The 18486-nt window shown below is 70.6% G+C and carries 17 protein-coding genes; 2 read left to right on the top strand and 15 right to left on the bottom strand.

Annotation, left to right across the window (positions count from 1 at the left end):
- Positions 1–4: 4 nt before the first annotated feature.
- From hpnH to ACWD4G_RS05765, 15 genes are all read right to left on the bottom strand, one after another.
- A complete protein-coding gene (gene hpnH, locus ACWD4G_RS05835; RefSeq protein WP_451290947.1) occupies positions 5–1072 on the bottom strand; it encodes an adenosyl-hopene transferase HpnH in 1068 nt (355 codons plus the stop codon).
- Positions 1073–1077: 5 nt separating this feature from the next.
- Positions 1078–1836 carry a phosphorylase family protein gene (locus tag ACWD4G_RS05830; protein WP_451290946.1) on the bottom strand — a complete coding sequence of 253 codons (759 nt, stop codon included), beginning with the start codon at positions 1834–1836 and terminating at the stop codon, positions 1078–1080.
- A complete protein-coding gene (gene shc, locus ACWD4G_RS05825; RefSeq protein ID WP_451290945.1) occupies positions 1836–3833 on the bottom strand; it encodes a squalene--hopene cyclase in 1998 nt (665 codons plus the stop codon). The genes ACWD4G_RS05830 and shc overlap by 1 nt, the downstream gene beginning before the upstream one ends.
- Positions 3834–4007: 174 nt before the next feature.
- Positions 4008–5120, bottom strand: a complete 1113-nt coding sequence (locus ACWD4G_RS05820; protein ID WP_451291149.1) for a polyprenyl synthetase family protein — start codon at positions 5118–5120, stop codon at positions 4008–4010.
- A 14-nt stretch (positions 5121–5134) separates the two neighbouring features.
- Positions 5135–6562: a hydroxysqualene dehydroxylase HpnE gene (gene hpnE, locus ACWD4G_RS05815; RefSeq protein ID WP_451290944.1), complete on the bottom strand. Its 1428-nt coding sequence runs from the start codon at positions 6560–6562 to the stop codon at positions 5135–5137.
- Entirely contained in the window at positions 6559–6699 is a 141-nt protein-coding gene (locus ACWD4G_RS05810; RefSeq protein ID WP_451290943.1) for a DUF6380 family protein, read from the bottom strand. Before ACWD4G_RS05810 ends, hpnE begins: the two co-directional genes overlap by 4 nt.
- A complete protein-coding gene (gene hpnD / locus ACWD4G_RS05805; RefSeq protein WP_451290942.1) occupies positions 6699–7649 on the bottom strand; it encodes a presqualene diphosphate synthase HpnD in 951 nt (316 codons plus the stop codon). The genes ACWD4G_RS05810 and hpnD overlap by 1 nt, the downstream gene beginning before the upstream one ends.
- Positions 7646–8548, bottom strand: coding sequence for a squalene synthase HpnC (hpnC, locus tag ACWD4G_RS05800; protein WP_451290941.1), 903 nt, complete (start codon positions 8546–8548; stop codon positions 7646–7648). Before hpnC ends, hpnD begins: the two co-directional genes overlap by 4 nt.
- Positions 8549–8919: 371 nt before the next feature.
- Positions 8920–9696 (bottom strand): ABC transporter ATP-binding protein, encoded by a 777-nt coding sequence (locus ACWD4G_RS05795; RefSeq protein ID WP_451290940.1) that lies wholly within the window; start codon positions 9694–9696, stop codon positions 8920–8922.
- A complete protein-coding gene (locus tag ACWD4G_RS05790; protein ID WP_451290939.1) occupies positions 9689–10618 on the bottom strand; it encodes an ABC transporter permease in 930 nt (309 codons plus the stop codon). The genes ACWD4G_RS05795 and ACWD4G_RS05790 overlap by 8 nt, the downstream gene beginning before the upstream one ends.
- A gap of 120 nt (positions 10619–10738) precedes the next feature.
- Entirely contained in the window at positions 10739–11668 is a 930-nt protein-coding gene (locus ACWD4G_RS05785) for a glycosyltransferase family 2 protein (protein ID WP_451291148.1), read from the bottom strand.
- A gap of 35 nt (positions 11669–11703) precedes the next feature.
- Positions 11704–12432 carry a CDP-alcohol phosphatidyltransferase family protein gene (locus ACWD4G_RS05780; RefSeq protein WP_451290938.1) on the bottom strand — a complete coding sequence of 243 codons (729 nt, stop codon included), beginning with the start codon at positions 12430–12432 and terminating at the stop codon, positions 11704–11706.
- Positions 12433–12460: 28 nt separating this feature from the next.
- Positions 12461–13525 (bottom strand): iron-containing alcohol dehydrogenase family protein, encoded by a 1065-nt coding sequence (locus tag ACWD4G_RS05775; protein ID WP_451290937.1) that lies wholly within the window; start codon positions 13523–13525, stop codon positions 12461–12463.
- Positions 13513–14265 (bottom strand): phosphocholine cytidylyltransferase family protein, encoded by a 753-nt coding sequence (locus ACWD4G_RS05770; RefSeq protein ID WP_451290936.1) that lies wholly within the window; start codon positions 14263–14265, stop codon positions 13513–13515. The genes ACWD4G_RS05775 and ACWD4G_RS05770 overlap by 13 nt, the downstream gene beginning before the upstream one ends.
- Complete coding sequence (locus ACWD4G_RS05765) at positions 14262–16106, bottom strand: DUF5941 domain-containing protein (protein WP_451291147.1); 1845 nt, start codon at positions 16104–16106, stop codon at positions 14262–14264. Before ACWD4G_RS05765 ends, ACWD4G_RS05770 begins: the two co-directional genes overlap by 4 nt.
- 290 nt (positions 16107–16396) lie before the next feature.
- Between ACWD4G_RS05765 and galE the strand changes: the two genes are divergently transcribed.
- Positions 16397–17368, top strand: a complete 972-nt coding sequence (gene galE / locus ACWD4G_RS05760) for a UDP-glucose 4-epimerase GalE (protein ID WP_451290935.1) — start codon at positions 16397–16399, stop codon at positions 17366–17368.
- A 167-nt stretch (positions 17369–17535) separates the two neighbouring features.
- Positions 17536–18474, top strand: a complete 939-nt coding sequence (locus ACWD4G_RS05755; protein WP_451290934.1) for a cation diffusion facilitator family transporter — start codon at positions 17536–17538, stop codon at positions 18472–18474.
- Positions 18475–18486: the final 12 nt, after the last annotated feature.

Raw genomic sequence — 18486 nt, 5'->3', positions numbered from 1 at the left:
GACCTCACCCCTGATTCCGCTGGTGCCCGTTGGTCCCGGCGTTCCCTTCGCTCCCGCTGTTCCCGGAGACCGTCTCGCGCATGGCCCGCAGGGACTCCTTCAGCGAACCGACGGTGGCGAGAACGGCGGTCGGCTCGTACCCGCAGTGCGCCATGCAGTTGGCACACCGCGGGTCCTTGCCGCGGCCGTACGCGTCCCAGTCGGTGCCCTCGATCAGCTCCCGGTACGTCGGCACATATCCGTCGCTCATCAGATAGCAGGGCCGCTGCCAGCCGAAGAGCGAGTAGTTGGGGATCGCCCAGGCCGTGCACGGGAAGTCGACCTTGCCCTCCAGGAAGTCGAGGAACAGGGGCGAGTGATTCAGTCGCCAGCGGCCCCGGTTGCCGCCCGCGAAGGCCTTCCTGAACAGTTCGCGGGTCTGCTCGACTCCGAGGAAGTGCTCCTGGTCGGGGGCCTTCTCGTAGGCGTAGGCGGGCGAGATCATCATCTCGTCGACCTTGAGGTCGTCGTTGAGGAAGTCGAGGACCTCGATGATGGTCTGCGGGGTGTCGGTGTTGAAGAAGGTGGAGTTCGTGGTGACGCGGAAGCCGCGTCGCTTGGCCTCCTTGATGGCCTCCACCGCCTCGTCGAACACCCCTTCCTTGGCGACGGATTCATCGTGCCGCTCCCGCAGCCCGTCGATGTGCACGGCGAACGCGAAGTACGGGGAGGGCTTGAACTGGTCCATCTTCTTGCGCATCAGCAGCGCGTTGGTGCACAGGAACACGAACTTCCGGCGGGCCACCAACTGCCGGACGATCTCGTCGATATGAGGGTGCATCAGGGGCTCGCCGCCCGCGATGGACACCATCGGCGCCCCGGACTCCAGCACCGCGCCCACCGCCTGAGCCACCGGCATCCGCTGCTTGAGCACCCCCGCCGGGTGCTGGATCTTGCCGCAGCCCTCGCACTTCAGATTGCAGGCGTAGAGGGGTTCCAGTTCGACGATCAGAGGGAACTTGTCGCGCTTGCGGAGCTTCTGTGCAACGAGATAGGTCGCCACCTTGATGGACTGGCGGAGCGGCATGGCCATCTGGCTCACCTCCTGGGGAGCAGCAAAGAACGGTGCCATTCGTGGTAAGCGGGGAGAACGGCACGAAGGACGCGGAAGGCTGATATTCCACCGCGCAGTGTGCCGATCCGGACCAGTTCATGTTCTGGAGCGTCCACGACCACCCGTACGGCCGCAACCGGGCGTGCGCCGGATCTCACGGCGCAGTGGAGCGTGACCGCCGACTCCATGTCGACCGCGATCGCGCCGGTCGCGAACAGGTCCGCCCGTTCCTGACCGCGTACGACGTGGTCGGAGCCGATCAGCGGGCCGGTGTGGATCGTGCGCCCCGGCACGGCCCGCGACAGCTCCTTGACCAGCCGTTCGGTGCCCACACAGGGGGTGACGGCACCGTCGGGGCCCCAGGTCGCCTCGGCGACGACCAGGTCCCCGGGGTGTGTTCCGGGGGCGAGCCCGGCGCAGAACCCGGTGGCCAGCACGGCCGCGTCGGCGTAGTCGGGATCGGCGAGCCGCCGGGTGACGGCCCGCTCGGCTGCCTTGGGGCCCATGCCGGTACGCAGAACGGTGACGGGGCCTCCGGCGCCGCCCCGACCACCATCGGAACGCCGGGCGCCGCCCCGATCACCGCCGAAGGCTCGGACGCCGCCCCGGTCACCGCCGGGCGCTCGGACCCCACCCCTGTCGCCCCCGAAGGCTCGGACGCCGCCGCGCAGGGCGAGCCGTTCGATGCCGAGCGCGCAGGCGATCAGCAGCGGGGCCGAGGCCGGGGCGGAGGGCCGGTCCATCAGCGCGCCTTGGTCTTCAGCACGGCCGGCTCGCCGTTGACGTACCGGCCGAGGGCGGTGAGCGGGAACACCTGCCGGTAGAGGTGGTAGTTGATGGAGAAGTCCCAGGGGAAGCCGGTCCCCGTGAAGTGGGGCTCGTCCCAGCCGCCGTCGTCGCGTTGGGTCCGGGCCAGCCACTCGATGCCGCGTTCGGTGGCCTTGGCGTCGTGCTCGCCCGCCGCGAGCAGGGCGATCAGGGCCCAGGCGGTCTGGGAGGCGGTGGAGGCGCCCTTGCCGCCCCATTCGGCGGCGTCGGGGTAGGAGCGCAGATCCTCGCCCCAGCCGCCGTCGTCGTTCTGCACGGTCTCCAGCCAGGCCACGGCCCGGCGGATCGCGGGGTGCGAGGTGGGCAGCCCGGCGGCCACCAGCGCGGGTACGACCGACCCGGTGCCGTAGACATAGTTGACGCCCCAGCGGCCGAACCACGAGCCGTTGGACTCCTGTTCGCCGAGCAGCCACTCGATGCCGCGCCGGGTGCGGGGGTCGCGGGAGAGTCCCTCGACGGCGAGCATCTCCACCACATGGGCGGTGACATCGGCGCTCGGCGGGTCGATGACCTCGCCGAAGTCGCAGAACGGCAGCCGGTTGGGGAACGGGCTGGTGTTGTCGACGTCGAAGGCGCCCCACGCGCCGTTCCTCGACTGCATCCCGAGGCTCCAGCGCACGCCCCGCCCGATCGCCCTCTCCACCCGCTCCGGATCGTGGTGCCGGACCCGGCGCAGGGCGAGGACGACCTCGGCGGTGTCGTCGATGTCGGGGTAGTTGTCGTTGTGGAACTCGAACGCCCAGCCGCCCGGCGGCAGTTGGGGACGCCTGACCGCCCAGTCGCCGCGCCGGTCGATCTCCTCGCCGAGCATCCAGTCGGCGGCCTTGACGAGTTGGGGGTGGTCGGCGGGCAGGCCCGCGTCGGCTAGGGCGATGGTGGCGAGGCAGGTGTCCCACACCGGCGACTGGCAGGCCTCGATCATCCGGGCGCCGTCCTCGCGCCACACCGCGAACCGGTCCAGGGACTCCAGCCCGGCCCGCATCACCGGGTGTTGGAGGTCGTAGCCGAGCAGATGCAGCGCGATGACCGAGTACACGGCCGGGGGCTGGATGCCGCCCCAGCAGCCGTCGTTCTCCTGCCGCTCGATGATCCAGCGGGCGGCGCTGTCCATGGCCGCCTTGCGCAGCCTCTTCAGGGCCACCTTGCGGTAGCCGTGCAGCACCTTGTCGAGCCGCTGGAAGGCGCCCTCCCAGGTCCCCGGCGGGTCAAGGGGCTTGGGCGGGTTCGGGCGGCCCGGGTCGGTGTGCAGCTCATCCAGCGAAAACGGGGCGGGCCGTACCGGGCGCTTCGCGGAGACGATGGTCAGCGGCACGATGGTCTGGCGGGCCCAGCAGCCGAAGTCGTAGATGTTCAGCGGCATCCACTTGGGAAACCAGATCAACTCCGGTGGCATGTCCGGCAGGTCGTCCCACTTCCACCAGCCGAACAGGGCCAGCCAGATCCGGGTGAAGACCCGGGCGGCGGCGATGCCCCCACGCTGCCTGATGTACGCGGACGCCTTCGCCATGTGCGGCTCGGTCGGATCGTCCCCGGCGAGCCTGAGCGCGACATACGCCTCGATGGTGGTGGAGAGTTCGGGCGGGCCGCCGTAGAAGGTGGCCCAGGTGCCGTCGTCGCGCTGTTCCCCTCTGATGAAGAGGGCGGCGGCGCGGGTGGTCCTGTCGTCGCGGATGCCCAGGAACTGACGGAGCAGCAGATCCTCGGCGTCCATGGTGACGTTGGTCTCCAGGTCGCCCTTCCACCAGCCCTGGGCGTCCTGGCGGGCCAGCAGGAAGTCGGTGGCCCGCCGCATGGCGTGCGCGGCGGCGTCCCGGCCCCCTGCCGCCGAAGGGGTGACGTGGTCGGTGTGGTCGCTGGCCGCGGTGGCCCGGGGCGGCAGTGCCCCGGTGCTTCCGTCGGTCGTCGCTGTCATGGCTTCCCCTTCGTGCAGTGGACGGATCTCTCTGCGGTGGGTCAGCCGTCGGCCGGTGTGCATCCGACAGGAGGTGTCTGCCCGCTCCGGCGAATACCGGGGACCGGGGCGCACCGGCCGGCGACTACGCGAGGCCTATTCGACCGATGGCGGTCGGCTTTCGGTCGATGGCGATCATCTCTTCCGTACGACGACGAAGTCGGCGAGCGCCGCGAACCGGTCGCGCACGTACTCGGGCATCCGGATCGAGTCCAGTGCCTCGATGGCGATCGCGTGCTGGCGGCGGGCCTCCTCGGCCGTCCACTCCCGGCCGCCGGCCTCCTCGATGAGGGCGGCGCGGGCGGCGAACTCCTCCTCCGAGAAATTCTCGAAGTCGACGCTCTTGGCGTCGGCGGCGAGCATCTCGCCGAGCCGTTCGGAGGCCGGGCCCCCGGCGGCGAGCGCGGCGACGACCGGCAGGGACTTCTTGCGCTGACGCAGATCGCTCCACGTCTGCTTGCCGGTGGCGTCCGGGTCGCCCCAGATGCCCAGCAGGTCGTCGACGGCCTGGAAGGCGAGGCCGAGGTGGTAGCCGTACTTCTCCAGGGTGTCGGCGGTGCGGTCGTCGGCGCCGCCGAGGACGGCGCCGATGGAGCAGGCGCAGGCGAGGAGGGCGCCGGTCTTGTTGCCCTCCATCTCCAGGCACTCCTCGACGGTGACCCGCTCGCGGTGCTCGAAGGAGATGTCCTGGGCCTGGCCGTCGATGAGGGCCCGGGTCGCCGCGGTGATACGGCGGGTGGCGCGGGCCGCCTCGGCGGTGCCGAGTTCGAGGAGGATCTCGTTGGCGAGGGCCATGAGGGCGTCGCCGACGAGGATGGCCTGGGCGGGGTCGTACGCCTTCCACACGGTGTCGCGGTGGCGGCGCTGTTCGTCGCCGTCCATCAGATCGTCGTGCAGCAGCGAGAAGTTGTGCACCAGTTCCACCGCGACCGCGCCGGGGATGCCGACCTCGGGGGCGGCGCCGGTGACCTCGGCGGACAGTACGGCGAGCGCGGGGCGCACCGCCTTGCCGCCGTCGCCGTCGGCCGGTTTGCCGTGGGTGTCGATCCAGCCGAAGTGGTAGGCGGCGACGGTGTTCATGGGCGGCGCGAGCCGCTCGATGGCCGCCCTCAGTACGGGGGTGGCCAGGGTCCGCCCGCGCTCCAACAGCGCGGTCACGTCCACCGCGTCGGCTGCCGTCGCGGCCGGGGGCACAGTGGGCACAGTCTCTCCTCTAGTTGCGGTGCCGAGAGTGCGGGAACCGTTCATGTGCGCTTGGAGCGTCACGCTGCCTCCTCGTAGGCGAAGAGGTGGTCTCGGGGCCGGCCCAGAGCGGTGAGGGCGGCATCCGCCGCACTCATTCCGCTGCGGACCGCACTCTCCATGGTCGCGGGCCACCCGGTGGCGGTCCACGCTCCGGCCAGATACAGGCCGGGTGCCTTGGTGCGGGCGCCGGGCCTGAGCCGTCCGACGCCGGGGGTGGGAGCGAAGGTCGCGGTGCGCTCCCGGGTCACGAAGAAGTCCTCCACGTTGGCGCGGCGCGTGCCGGGCAGCAGCCGCTCCAGCTCCGGCAGATACCGGGCGCGCAGTTCGGCGACGGGCGCGTCGATCTCGTCCCGCGCGGCCGACTGCGACAGCGCCAGATACTGGCCCTCGCGCAGCCCCGATGCGCCGGTCCGGTCGAAGACCCACTGCACGGGTGAGCCGAGCGCCGCGAAGAACGGCCTGCTCAGCACCTTGCGGTCGTATACGACATGGACGTTGAGGATCGGCGCCGTATCGATCTGAAGCAGCCGCTCCGGGGCGTCCAATGCCCCGTCCGGCAGCAGGTCGTGCGTCTCGCGCTGCGGTACGGCGAGGACGACCGTGTCGGCGTCGAGGGTCTCGCCGGGCACCTCGACCTGCCAACGGCCGTTCTCCGAGGGGGAGATGGAGGTGACGCGGGTACGGAGTGCGGTACGGACGCCCGCCGAGTCGAGTGCCTTGCGGGCCGGCCGGTCGTGCAGTTCACCGAGCGGGACTTGGGCCCAGCCGATGTCGGCCGCGCCCGGGTCGGACAGCAGACCCGTCTTGAACACCATCGCGGCGAGCCCGAGCGAGGCGTCCTGGGCGACCGCGTTGAGGGTGGCGACCCCGACGAGGTCCCACAGCGCCTCGACGGCACGCGCCGACTGACCGTGCTCGGCGAGCCAGCCGCCGAAGTCCCGTTCGTCCAGCGCCGGATCGTCGAGATCGAGCGCCTTGAGCGCCAGCGCGGCCCGCCCCACCTTGGCGCGCTCGGCGAGCGACAGATGGGTGTAGGTGGCGAGGCTGCGCCCGAGATGCAGAGGGACGGGCAGCGCGTCCCGCCGCAGTCTGCCGAGCCTGCGTCCGGGCCTGCCCCCGGCGTCGAGGACCGGCACGTCGAGACGGTTCTGCAAGGGGGCCAGCGAAGCCGCGTCGATACGGTCGAGGAACCAGCGGTAGGCGGTGCAGCAGCGCAGATACACATGCTGGCCGTTGTCGACGGTCAACTCGCCCCGCTGGAAGGAGAAGGCGAGCCCGCCGAGCCGTGGCCGCCCTTCGAGAAGCGTGACCCTGACGCCGGCGTCGGCCAGGGCGAGCGCCGCGGTGATGCCCGCGAGGCCCCCGCCGACCACCACGGCCGTGCTCCCGGGGCGGCCCGTACGGTGCCCGTCGGGCAGCCCCTCGGACTGTGCGCCGTCGGTCATCGTGCCCCCTCCCCTGCCGGTCCGCCGGGATGGTGGTGCGGTCCGCGCCGGACCGTCGCAGTCAGGGACGCGGCCTCGACGCGGAGGGTTGCGTACCACTTCTCCCCGTTGGATTCACCTTGGACCGGATTGTCCATCAGGCACGCCTCCTCGGGGAACGGCGCGACACATGCCGGGCGTCCAGTCCGGACAGTCCGCGTACGGCGACATAGGCCTTCTCCCGGCCGGGCAGCGAGACCCGGCCGCGCAGTACGGCCTCGGGTTCGCGCTCGATGCGGTCGAGGAGCCGGCGGTAGATGCCGGCCATGGCGGCGACACAGGCGCCGCTGCGCCGGTCGAGCATCGGCAGCAGTCCATAGCCCTCGGCGAAGAGGGCGCGGGCCCGGCGCACCTCGAAGTGCACCAGACCCGCGAAGTCGGAGTCGGCGGGCGGGAGGGGCCCGGCGAACCCGCCCGAGCAGCCGAATTTCGCGAGGTCGTCGGAGGGCAGATAGGTCCGCCCGCCGTGGGCGTCCTCGCGAACGTCCCTGAGGATGTTGGTGAGTTGGAGCGCGAGCCCGAGGGTGTCCGCGTACTCCGGTGCGCGCTCCGCGCCGCGCGCCCCCGGTTCGGTGCCGAAGACGCCGAGCGAGAGCCGTCCGATGGTGCCGGCGACACAGCGGCAGTAGGCCTTGAGGTCGTCCCAGGTCTCGTAGGTCTCGCCGCGTACGTCCATCAGGACGCCGTCGATGAGTTCGTCGAGGGCGGCGAGCGGGATCGGGAAGGCGGCCCCGGCATGGGAGAGGGCCACCGCGACGGGGTCGGTGTCGTCCTCCTCGACGGCGCCGTCCCTGATGCGGGCGAGCAGTGCCCGGGTCTCCTCCAGCCGGGCCGTCTTGACCTCGGTGGCGAGCGCGCCGTCACCGATGTCGTCGACGCGCCGGGAGAAGGCGTACAGCGCGGACATGGCGCGTCGCTTGGGCGTCGGCAGAAGTCTGATGCCGTAGGCGAAGTTGCGGGCCTGGCGTCCGGTGACGGCCTCGCAGTAGCTGTAGGCGGCGAGTACCGGTGCGGACGTGCGTGGTTCCGACTCCACGGCCTCGATCACCCCTCTCCTCGCAGGGTCGCGCCCACCTCGCGCAGCAGCCGGAGCTTGCCGGGCACGGTCGGGCCGGACAGTACGTCGAATCGGGCGGCGGCGATCGCGTGGACGGCCGCCCTTCCTCCCGCCACGAACCCCGCGAGGAGCAGCCTCAGCCTGCCGTGGACGCTACCCACCAGCGGGGCGCCCTCATCCAGGAGGTTCCGGGCGCGTTGGGCCTCGTACGCGATCAGTGCGCGCACCGATGCGCCTGCCGTGGGCGCGGCGAGATCCTTCTCCTGGACGTGGAAGCGCTTCATGTCCTCGGCGGGCAGATAGACGCGGTTGCGGCCGAGGTCCTCGGCGACGTCCTGGAGGTGCTCGACGATCTGCAGCGCCGTGCAGATCGCGTCGGAGTGGCGGACGCGCTCGGGGGTGGTGGTGCCGGTGACGGCGAGGACGAGATGGCCGACGGGGTTGGCGGACAGCGCGCAGTAGGCGAGCAGGTCCTCGTAGGTCTCGTACCGTCCGACCAGTTGGTCCTGGCGGTTGGCGGCGATCAGGGCCAGGAACGGCTCGGGGGTGAGGGCGTGACGGCGGACCGTGGGCCGGAGGCGGCGCAGCAGCGGGTGGCCGGGGGTGGCGTCGAAGACCTTGCGGAGGTCCGTCTCGAAGGCGTCGAGGAGGAGGAGCCGGTCGTCGGCGTCCCGCGGGGTGAGGCCGAGGAGGCGGGCGTCGGCGCCGCCGGGGGCGAGGTCGCCGTCGCCGATGTCGTCGACGAGGCGGGCGAAGCCGTAGATCGCCATGAGGTCGTCGCGCCAGGGGCGGGGCAGGAAGAACGGCGCGACGGGGAAGTTCTCGGCCGCGGCCTTGTCGAGGGTGTCGCGCTCGGGGTCACCGGTGCGCGCCGTCCCGGTTGCGATCACCGCTCGTCACCCGGCGCGGGGACGGCGGAAGCGTCGTTGAGCTGGGGAGTTTCCAGAGCCATGGCCGTCATATCTCCCGTTCTACACTGCCGACCCAATACCCACTATTTCGGACACGCCGCCCAGAGGTCCGCGTCTGGGGCTGTTGCCGGGTGTCGCGCATTATGGACCCACTTGCCGCGATTGGGCACCGTTACAGCCTACGTTGTACAGCGCCTCGCGCTCCGCCGGGGTATCCCGCACATCACAAGAGCACACCGATTGGTCCCAAGACTCCCACCTGAAGCGGAAGTTGGCGTTTCCTTACGTTTCCTTTGCAGACGCCGGGCCCCACCGGAGGGTTCCGACGGGGCCCGGGAACGCTTCGCCCTTTACTTGCCGGTGAACTTCTCGTATTCCCTCATGACCTCTTCGGTGGGGCCGTCCATGCGCAGTTCGCCGCGCTCCAGCCACAGGACGCGGTCACAGGTGTCGCGGATCGACTTGTTGCTGTGGCTGACGAGGAAGACCGTGCCCGCGTTCTTGCGGAGTTCGCGGATACGGGCCTCGGAGCGCTTGCGGAAGGAGGCGTCTCCGGTGGCGAGGGCCTCGTCGATCATGAGGACGTCGTGGTCCTTGGCCGCCGCGATGGAGAACCGCAGTCGGGCCGCCATACCGGAGGAGTAGGTGCGCATCGGCAGGGTGATGAAGTCGCCCTTCTCGTTGATGCCGGAGAAGTCGACGATCTCCTGGTAGCGCCCGCGGATCTGCTCGCGGGACATCCCCATGGCGAGCCCGCCCAAGATGACGTTCCGTTCGCCTGTGAGGTCGTTCATCAGGGCGGCGTTGACACCGAGGAGGGAGGGCTGGCCGTCGGTGTAGACCTTGCCGCTCTCGGCGGGCAGCAGTCCGGCGATGGCGCGCAGCAGGGTGGACTTGCCGGAGCCGTTGGAGCCGATCAGGCCGATGGCCTCGCCCCGGTAGGCGACGAAGGAGACACCCCGGACGGCGTGCACCTTGCGTACACCCCGCGCCGTGTCGTCGGAGCCTCGCTTCAGGATGCGGCTGAGCGCGGCGGTGGCGCTGCCCTTGCCGGTCCTGGCACCGTTGACGCGGTAGACGATGTGCAGCTCGTCCGCGATGACGGTGGGTACTCGGGTCTCAGCCACGGCCGTACCTCTCCTCGGCCTTCCAGAAGTAGACGAAGCCGCCGAGCGCGACGAGCAGGGCCCAGCCTCCGGCGACCGCCCAGACGTGCGGGGGCAGGTTCTCGGAGCCGTAGTCGTCGATCAGTGCGAAGCGCATCAGGTCCATGTAGATGGCGGCCGGGTTCCACTGGAGGATGTCGGCGATCCACTTCGGGTGCTCGGCGAGCATCACCGGGATGGAGAACATCACACCGGACGCGTACATCCACGTACGCATCACGAAGGGCATCAGCTGGGCGAGGTCCGGGGTCTTGGCGCCCATGCGGGCCATGATCAGCGCGAGGCCGGTGTTGAAGCCGAACTGCAGGATGAGGACCGGGACGATCAGCAGCCAGGACAGGCCCGGGTAGCTGCCGAAGCCGATCGCGACGGCGACCAGCACGATCATCGAGAACAGCAGTTGCTGGAGCTGCTGGAGCGCGAAGGAGATGGGCAGCGAGGCGCGTGGGAAGTGCAGGGCGCGGACGAGGCCGAGGTTGCCGGAGATCGCGCGGACGCCGGCCATCACCGAACTCTGGGTGAAGGTGAAGACGAAGACGCCGGTGACCAGGAAGGGGATGTAGACCTCGCGTGACATGCCCCGGTCGGCGTTGAGGATCAGGCCGAAGATCAGGAAGTACACCAGCGCGTTCAGCAGCGGGGTGGCCACCTGCCACAGCTGGCCGAGCTTGGCCTGGCTGTACTGTGCGGTGAGCTTGGCCTGGGAGAAGGCGAGGATGAAGTGGCGCCGCCCCCACATCTGGCGGACGTACTCGGCGAGTCCGGGCCGGGCGCCGCTCACCGCGAGCCCGTACTTGGCGGCCAGGTCGGCGGCGGAGAGCCCGTCGTCGGGCGACGGACGGTCGCTCACCACAACCCTGCCGTCATGCGTTGTCTCACTCACAAATGGAAACTTTCGTCCTCAAAGTGCGCAGCCTGCTCGGGCCGAGGCGGAAAACCCGGACCGGGTACGGCCGAATGCTCTCAGATTTCGAGCTTGTCAGATGACGGGAGGTCGGCCTTGTCAGATGACGGGAGGTCGGCCCAGTCTCGTCAGGCGCCACACCGTACGCCACTTCATGGGCCGCCGGGGGCCGCAGGGGCTCGTCCAGCCCTCCCGGAAACCGGCCATCCATGCTTTGAGGGCGGGCGCCGAGGGCTTGCGCAGCAGGGTGAGGAGCAGCCAGACGCCCAGGTAGACGGGGACGAGGGGGGTGGGGAGGTTGCGGCGGGCGAGCCAGACGCGGTTGCGGGCGACCATGCGGTGGTAGACCGCGTGCCGGGAGGGGGCGGTCGTGGGGTGGTACAGCACCATGTCGGACCGGTAGTCGATCAGCCAGCCGGCGTCGAGGGCCCGCCAGGCGAGGTCGGTCTCCTCATGGGCGTAGAAGAACTCGTCGGGCAGTGAGCCGACTTCGGCGAAGACACGGGTGCGTACGGCGTTGGCGCCGCCGAGGAACGTGGTGACCCGGGAGGAGCGCATCGGGTCGGAGGCGCGCAGCCGGGGGACATGGCGGCGCTGGGTCTCGCCGGTGTCGGGGTCGGCGATGCGGAAGCTGATGATGCCGAGCCTGGAGTCTTCGGTGAATGCCTCGCGGCACAGTTCGGCGGTGTCGTGGCGGCCGAGCAGACCGTCGTCGTCGAGGAAGAGCAGGATGTCGACGTCCCGGCCGCTGGGGCCGAAGGCCTCGATGCCGACGTTGCGGCCGCCGGGGATGCCGAGGTTCTCGGGCAGTTCGACCGTCTTCACGCCCTCGGGGACGTCGGGGACGGGTGAGCCGTTGCCGACGACGACCACCTCGACCCGGTCGCCGTCCTGCTTGGCGACCGAGTCGAGGAGGGCGCGGAGTTCGTCGGGGCGGTTGCCCATGGTGATGATCACCGCGCCGACCTTCAGGGCGCCGTCCGCCGCCGAACCGCCCGCCACCGAGCCGGTCGCTGCCGAGCGGGCCATGTCGGAGCCGCTGGGGCCGCCCATGTCCGAGCCGCTCACTTCAGCCTGCTGGAGGCGAGGATGGACACCAGGTGCAGCAGCGTCTGCAGCAGGGCGATCCCGGCGAGTACGGCGACCCCGAGCCGGGACCAGAACAGATCGCCCCGGGCCTGGTCCACGACCGCGAGGACCAGGATCAGCAGGGACGCCTCGACGCCGAGGATCAGCCGGTGGAACTTCAGCGCGGCGGCGGCCCGGCGGGCGAACGCCACCCCGGACGAGCGCGGCACGGACGCCGACTCCTGGACCGGCGGCTTGCCGGTCTGGTGCCGGGCGACGCCGACGAGGTCGGTCTCCGCCTTGATCAGGATGGCGCCGAGCGCGGCGAGGGTGCCGAGGAAGGCCCACAGCCAGTCGATACGGCCGGTGCCCCACAGGTCGGCGGCGCGCAGCCCGAAGCCGACGAGGACGGCCGCGTCGCACAGGTAAGCGCCGACGCGGTCGACGTAGACGCCGGTCATCGAGTACTGCTTCCGCCAGCGGGCGAGCTCGCCGTCGACGCAGTCGAACAGCAGATACAGCTGCACCATGAGCACGCCGAGGACGGCGCCCGGGATGCCCGGCACCAGCAGGGCCGGGGCAGCGAGGACGCCGAAGACGGTCATCAGGTAGGTCAGCTGGTTGGGCGTGACCCGGGTGTTGACCAGGTGCCGGTCGATGCGCAGGGAGATCTCGCGCATGTAGAGCCGGCCGGCCCAGTGCTCACCGCTCCGCCGGTCCTTCACACCCGGGGGGTGAACGACCGGGCGGAGTTCAGCTACCGATGGCTTTGGCATAGTCGGCGTAGGCGTCCTTGATCTGTTCGGTGCTCAGTTCGAGGTGTTCGAGGATCGTGTAGCGACCGGGCCTGGTCTGCGGGGCGAACTCGACGACCTTGACGAACTCGTCCATCGAGAAGCCGATCTCGTCCGGGAGGACGGGCAGCCCGTGGTGCCGAAGAACCTCCGCCATCTGGCCCGCGACCTCGTGGTGGCCGCGCAGATAGGTGGCGAACGCGCCGCCGAGTCCGCACTGCTCGCCGTGGAGGGCGTTGCGCTTGGGGTACTTCAGGTCGAAGGCGTGGCTGATCTCGTGGCAGGCGCCCGAGGCGGGACGGCTGTCGCCGGCCACGGACATGGAGATCCCGCACAGCACCAGGGACTCGGACAGGGTGGTCAGGAAGTCGTCGTCGCCGATGCCACCGGGGTGGCGCAGCACGGCCTCGGCGGCCTGGCGGGCCATGGCGGCGGCGAGGCCGTCGACCTTCTCGCCGGTCTCGCGGCTGGACAGCTCCCAGTCGGCCACGGCGGAGATCTTGCAGATCACATCGCCGATGCCGGCCCGCACGAAGCGCACCGGTGCCTCACGGATGACGTCGAGGTCGATCACGATGCCGATCGGGTTCGGCACCCCGTAGGAGCCGCGGCCCGCGTCGTTGTCGAGGGTGGCGACCGGGGAGCACAGACCGTCGTTGGCCAGGTTCGTCGCGACGGCCACCAAGGGCAGACCGACGCGGGCGGCGGCGTACTTGGCGCAGTCGATGACCTTGCCGCCGCCGAGCCCGATCACGGCGTCGTAGTGACCGCCCTTCTTGATCGAGTCGGCGAGGCGTACGGCGCCGTCGATGGTGCCGTCGGCGTCGCAGAACCAGTCGGCCTCCGGCAGCGCCGGGGCGAACCGGTCGCGCAGGGCGGCACCGGAGCCGGGGCTGATCGCGAAGGCCATCCGGCCCGACGGGGCGATGCGCTGGTCCGACAGGATCGTCGCCAGGTCATCGAGGGCGCCGGGACGGATGTCCACGACGACCGGCGAGGGGATGAGCCTCGTCAGTACTGGCACGCGATCTCACGTCCCTTGGCGAGGTCGTCGTGGTTGTCGATCTCGACCCACTTGACGTCACCGATGGGTGCGACGTCGATGCGGAAACCGCGGTTGACGAGCTCCTGGTAGCCGTGCTCGTAGAACTGCTGGGGGTCCGTCCCGAAGACCGTCTTCAGGGCGTCGGCCAGCTCGTCGGCGGCCTCGCCCTCGATGAGGGTGACGCCGATGTACTCGCCGGTCGCCTCGGCCGGGTCCATCAGCTTGGTGATCTTCGTCATGCCGCCCTCGGGGCCGACGACGACCTTCATCTCCTCGTCGGCGAGGGACTTCACCGTGTCCAGGGCGAGGATGATCTTCTTGTCGCCGCCGCGCGCGGCGAGCAGGGTCTTCTCGACGGAGACCGGGTGCACGGTGTCGCCGTTGGCGAGGATCACCGAGTGCTTGATGGCGTCACGGCCGCACCACAGGGAGTAGGCGTTGTTCCACTCCTCGGCCTTGTCGTTGTCGATGAGGGTGATCTTCAGGCCGTACTTGGCCTCCAGCGCCTCTCGGCGCTCGTAGACGGCCTCCTTGCGGTACCCGACGATGATCGCGACCTCGGTCAGACCGATCTCGGCGAAGTTGCCGAGGGTGAGGTCGAGAACCGTGAGGCTCTCCTCGTCGCCTTCGGGGCCGACCGGCACCAGTGCCTTGGGCAGGGTGTCGGTGTAGGGGCGCAGACGCCGTCCGGCGCCGGCCGCCAGCACGAGGCCGATCATGCGGGTTCTCCTTCATCGTGTACGGCGGGTGCGCCGGTTTTGTGGGCGGTCACCCAGAAGCGGATGCTCTCGAAGAGCACCAGCACTGCCACGGCCACGGCGAGAGCCGTGAGCGCGGCCTTGAACTCTGCGGGCGCCAGCAGCGCGGCCAGGACGGTGATCAGCAGCGTCCTGCCTTCGTGCCCGCCGATCGCCCACACCAGCCAGTGCGGCGGCGCCCCGGCGTCGCCGCGGATGCGGTACACCGTGTCGTAGTGATGGTAGGCGACGGCCGCCACCAGCCCGAAAGCCGCCGGAAGGGCTCCGTTCACATCGGCTTTGGCCGCGAGGACCAGAACGGTGCCGTATTCGGCGGCGCGGAAGAAGGGGGGAACGAGCCAGTCGAGGGCGCCCTTGAGAGGCTTCGTCAGGGCGACGGACGACAGGAGCACATACGCTCCGGCGGCCAGGACGGGCCACCAACTGCCGTACGGGGCAAGCCAGACGGCGAGGACCACGAGGCCCCCGGCGCAGAGGGTCAAGGGCACGATGGCCCTCCCGAGGGAGCCGGGTACCACCCGGCGCAGCAGTTCGGCCAGTGGGCCGGAGTCGGTGAGGTCGGCCAGCGCCTTCGCCGCCCGGTCGGTGCGCCGGGCCTTGCGTGTCAGCGACCGCAGTACACGGCCCGCTGTGGTGTAAGTCGCAGCGAACGCGCACCCGATGAGCAGCGCGTAGAAGGTGATACGGGGAGTGGTGGCCGCCGTGAGCACCGCGATCATGGCCCAGCGTTCGCCGATCGGGAGCACGATCATCCGGCGTACCCACACCGTCCAGCCGACGCTGTCGAGTCTGTCGGAGAGGGCGGCGGTGGGGCTGGTGTTGGCGGTGGCGTCGTGATTCGCCTCGTTGAAGGAGAAGTCGACGACGTGACGGCAGGTCTGCAGGACCATCGCGCCCAGGGCGAGGGCCCATACGTCGTCCCCGCCCCGGGCGGCGCCGAGCGCGAGGCCCGCGTAGTAGGCGTACTCCTTGGCCCGGTCGAAGGTGGCGTCGAGCCAGGCGCCGAGCGTGGAGTACCGCAGCGAGTAGCGGGCCAACTGGCCGTCGGCGCAGTCGAGGACGAAGGAGAGGATCAGCAGGATGCCGGCGGCGATGAAGCCGACCCGGGTGCCGGTGGCCGCGCAGCCCGCCGCGATGAGGGCGGTGAGCAGGGAGGCGGTGGTGACCTGATTCGGGGTCAGGCCGCGCCGGGCGCACCAGCGGGCGATATAGCGGGAGTACGGGCTGATGAAGTGGGTGGTGAAGAAGCCGTCGCGGGACTTCACCGCCGTACGCAGTCGTACGGCCTCGTCGTCGACGGCGGCGACCGCCTGGCGGGCCTCGTTGCGGGTCTGCGGGTCGGTGGGTACGACGGCGACCAGGGTGCCGAGTTCGGGCCGGTGCGGGGGGAGGCCGTCCGCGTCGAGGGCGGTGGCGATCCGGTCGGCGAGGTCGTCGACGTCCCCCGGGCTCGGCTTCGCTCGCGTGGGGGCGCCCCCGACGGCGGCGCCGCCGCCGACCGAGGAGTTCTCGCGGGCCAGCGCCCGGGTCAGCGCGGGGCGGGCGGCGGGCTGGACGGTGACGGCGCCGGGCAGGGCGGCGGCGTCGAAGCGGGGGTCGGTGAGCCCGAGGCGCAGCGCGTGGAGGTGGCCCACGAAGCGGGCGTCGACGATGGCGACCCGTTGACCGGCGGGTACGGCCGCGAGGAGCGTCTCGGTGTCACCGGCGTCGGAGGCGACCCGCACGTCGAAGCCGAGCGACCGCAGATCGCCCTCCAGCGACGATCCGGGGACCGGCTGACCGGTGAGGATGGCGGTCGACAGACGAACTCACTCCCTGGGGCGCCGGCGCGATCGCGCCGGACATGTACGTGTGCGAAGGCCGCCCCGGCCGGCGTCGGCCCGGCGGCGTGTCGGCAGAGGTTATCGGATGAAGAGCGGCGGTTGTTCACTGCCTGTTAACGGCGCGATCAGCTGGACCTGCTGCGTCAGCACCGCTGATCATCATCGGGGATATGGGCTCCATGCCACAAACGCCGGTGCATTTATCGGTTTATGGGCGACAGCGGACACCCCTGAACGGGTGCGGGGAGCCGCGTGCATAGGCTGATCCCATGACATGGCTGATCACAGGCGGGGCGGGGTACATCGGCGCACACGTGGCGAAGGTCATGACCGACGCCGGGGAGCGGGTCGTGGCGCTGGACGACCTCTCGACCGGGGTCCGTGGGCGCCTCCCCGAGGGCATCCCCCTCATCCGTGGCTCGGCCTCGGACGGCGCTCTCCTCAAACACGTGCTCGGCGAGCACGCGGTGACCGGTGTCGTCCATCTCGCCGCCCGTAAGCAGGTCGGGGAGTCCGTGGCGCAGCCGACCCGCTACTACCAGGAGAACGTCGGCGGGCTGGCCGCGCTGCTGGACGCGGCGGCGGGCGCGGGGGTCGAGCGGTTCGTGTTCTCCTCCTCCGCCGCCGTCTACGGCAACCCGGACGTGGACCTCATCACGGAGGACACGCCCTGCGCGCCGATGAGCCCGTACGGCGAGACCAAGCTCGCCGGTGAGTGGCTGGTCCGGGCGGCGGGCAGGGCACACGGAATCTCCACCGTCTGTCTGCGTTATTTCAACGTGGCGGGGGCCGCCGAACCGGCGCTGGCCGACACCGGGGTCTTCAATGTGATCCCGATGGTCTTCGACCGGCTCACCCGCGACGAGGCCCCGCGCATCTTCGGCGACGACTATCCGACACCGGACGGCACCTGCGTGCGGGACTACATCCATGTCGCCGACCTCGCCGAGGCCCACCTCGCGGCGGCCCGGCATCTCGTCGCCGACTCCACGACCGGCGATCTGACCGTGAACATCGGCCGGGGCGAGGGTGTTTCGGTCCGCGAACTCGTGACCCTCATCGGCGAGGTCACCGGCGACGGCCGGCCCGCCGTGGTCGACGCCCGCCGCCCCGGCGACTCCCCGCGCGCGGTCGCGTCGGCGGCGCTGGCGGAGCGGGAGTTGGGCTGGACGGCCCGGCGCGGGGTACGCGAGATGGTCGAGTCGGCGTGGGCCGGCTGGCGGCTGCACCACGGCCTCTGAGCGCCCCACCGCACCGTACGACGCTCTGACCTGCGTATCGTTTCCGCAGGTCAGAGCATATGACAACGGTGTTCAGTGCCGCGTTGCCCGATACCCCCCACCCGTAGTTCACTGTGATCGAGAGTCGAACACACGGACACTGCGGACGCTTCGGAAGGGCGGATTCCATGGGGGCTGGGCACGATCACGGCCATGCGCACGGCGTGCCGACCACGGGGACGGCGGCCGCCGCGTACCGCGGTCGGCTGCGGATCGCGCTGTCGATCACGCTCACCGTCATGGCGGTCGAGATCGTCGGCGGTGTTCTCGCGGATTCGCTCGCGCTCATCGCGGACGCCGCGCACATGGCGACGGACGCCGTGGGGCTCGCCATGGCGCTGCTCGCGATCCACTTCGCCAACCGCCCGGCGGTCGGCAACCGCACGTTCGGCTACGCCCGTGCCGAGATACTCGCGGCGCTCGCCAACTGTCTGCTGCTGCTCGGGGTCGGCGGCTTCGTGCTGTACGAGGCGATCCAGCGGTTCATCACGCCCGCCGGGACCGAGGGGGGCCTCGCGGTGCTGTTCGGCTCGATCGGTCTGGTGGCGAACGTCATCTCGCTGAGCCTGCTGATGCGCGGCCAGAAGGAGAGCCTGAACGTCCGGGGTGCCTTCCTGGAGGTGGCCGCGGACGCGCTCGGCTCGCTGGCGGTGATCATCTCGGCGACGGTCATCCTGCTGACCGGCTGGCAGGCCGCCGACCCGGTCGCCTCGCTGCTCATCGCCCTGATGATCGTGCCGCGCACGCTGAAACTGCTGCGGGAGACCCTGGACGTCCTGCTGGAGTCGGCGCCCAAGAACGTTGACATGGTCGAGGTGCGCGCCCACATCCTCGCGCTGCCGGGTGTCGAGGACGTCCACGATCTGCACGCCTGGACCATCACCTCCGGGATGCCCGTGCTCTCCGCCCATGTCGTCGTCGCCTCGGACACCCTGGACTCCATCGGCAACGAGAAGATGCTCCACGACCTCCAGGGCTGCATCGGCGACCACTTCGACGTCGAGCACTGCACGTTCCAGCTGGAGCCCGGCGGCCATGCCGAGCACGAGGCCAAGCTCTGCCACTGACCGCCTCGCGCC

This window comes from Streptomyces sp. NPDC002643, assembly GCF_053592555.1.
The sequence above is the reverse complement of the archived record's forward strand: the minus strand, read 5'-3'. Positions and strand labels throughout refer to the sequence as shown.

What these genes read in the sequence shown, in the direction of transcription:
- hpnH (WP_451290947.1), bottom strand. Translation starts at nt 1,072, where the DNA reads ATGGCCATGCCGCTCCGCCAGTCCATCAAGGTGGCGACCTATCTCGTT.
- ACWD4G_RS05830 (WP_451290946.1), bottom strand. Translation starts at nt 1,836, where the DNA reads ATGGACCGGCCCTCCGCCCCGGCCTCGGCCCCGCTGCTGATCGCCTGC.
- shc (WP_451290945.1), bottom strand. Translation starts at nt 3,833, where the DNA reads ATGACAGCGACGACCGACGGAAGCACCGGGGCACTGCCGCCCCGGGCC.
- ACWD4G_RS05820 (WP_451291149.1), bottom strand. Translation starts at nt 5,120, where the DNA reads ATGAACGGTTCCCGCACTCTCGGCACCGCAACTAGAGGAGAGACTGTG.
- hpnE (WP_451290944.1), bottom strand. Translation starts at nt 6,562, where the DNA reads ATGACCGACGGCGCACAGTCCGAGGGGCTGCCCGACGGGCACCGTACG.
- ACWD4G_RS05810 (WP_451290943.1), bottom strand. Translation starts at nt 6,699, where the DNA reads ATGGACAATCCGGTCCAAGGTGAATCCAACGGGGAGAAGTGGTACGCA.
- ACWD4G_RS05785 (WP_451291148.1), bottom strand. Translation starts at nt 11,668, where the DNA reads ATGGCCCGCTCGGCAGCGACCGGCTCGGTGGCGGGCGGTTCGGCGGCG.
- ACWD4G_RS05770 (WP_451290936.1), bottom strand. Translation starts at nt 14,265, where the DNA reads ATGATCGGCCTCGTGCTGGCGGCCGGCGCCGGACGGCGTCTGCGCCCC.
- galE (WP_451290935.1), top strand. Translation starts at nt 16,397, where the DNA reads ATGACATGGCTGATCACAGGCGGGGCGGGGTACATCGGCGCACACGTG.
- ACWD4G_RS05755 (WP_451290934.1), top strand. Translation starts at nt 17,536, where the DNA reads ATGGGGGCTGGGCACGATCACGGCCATGCGCACGGCGTGCCGACCACG.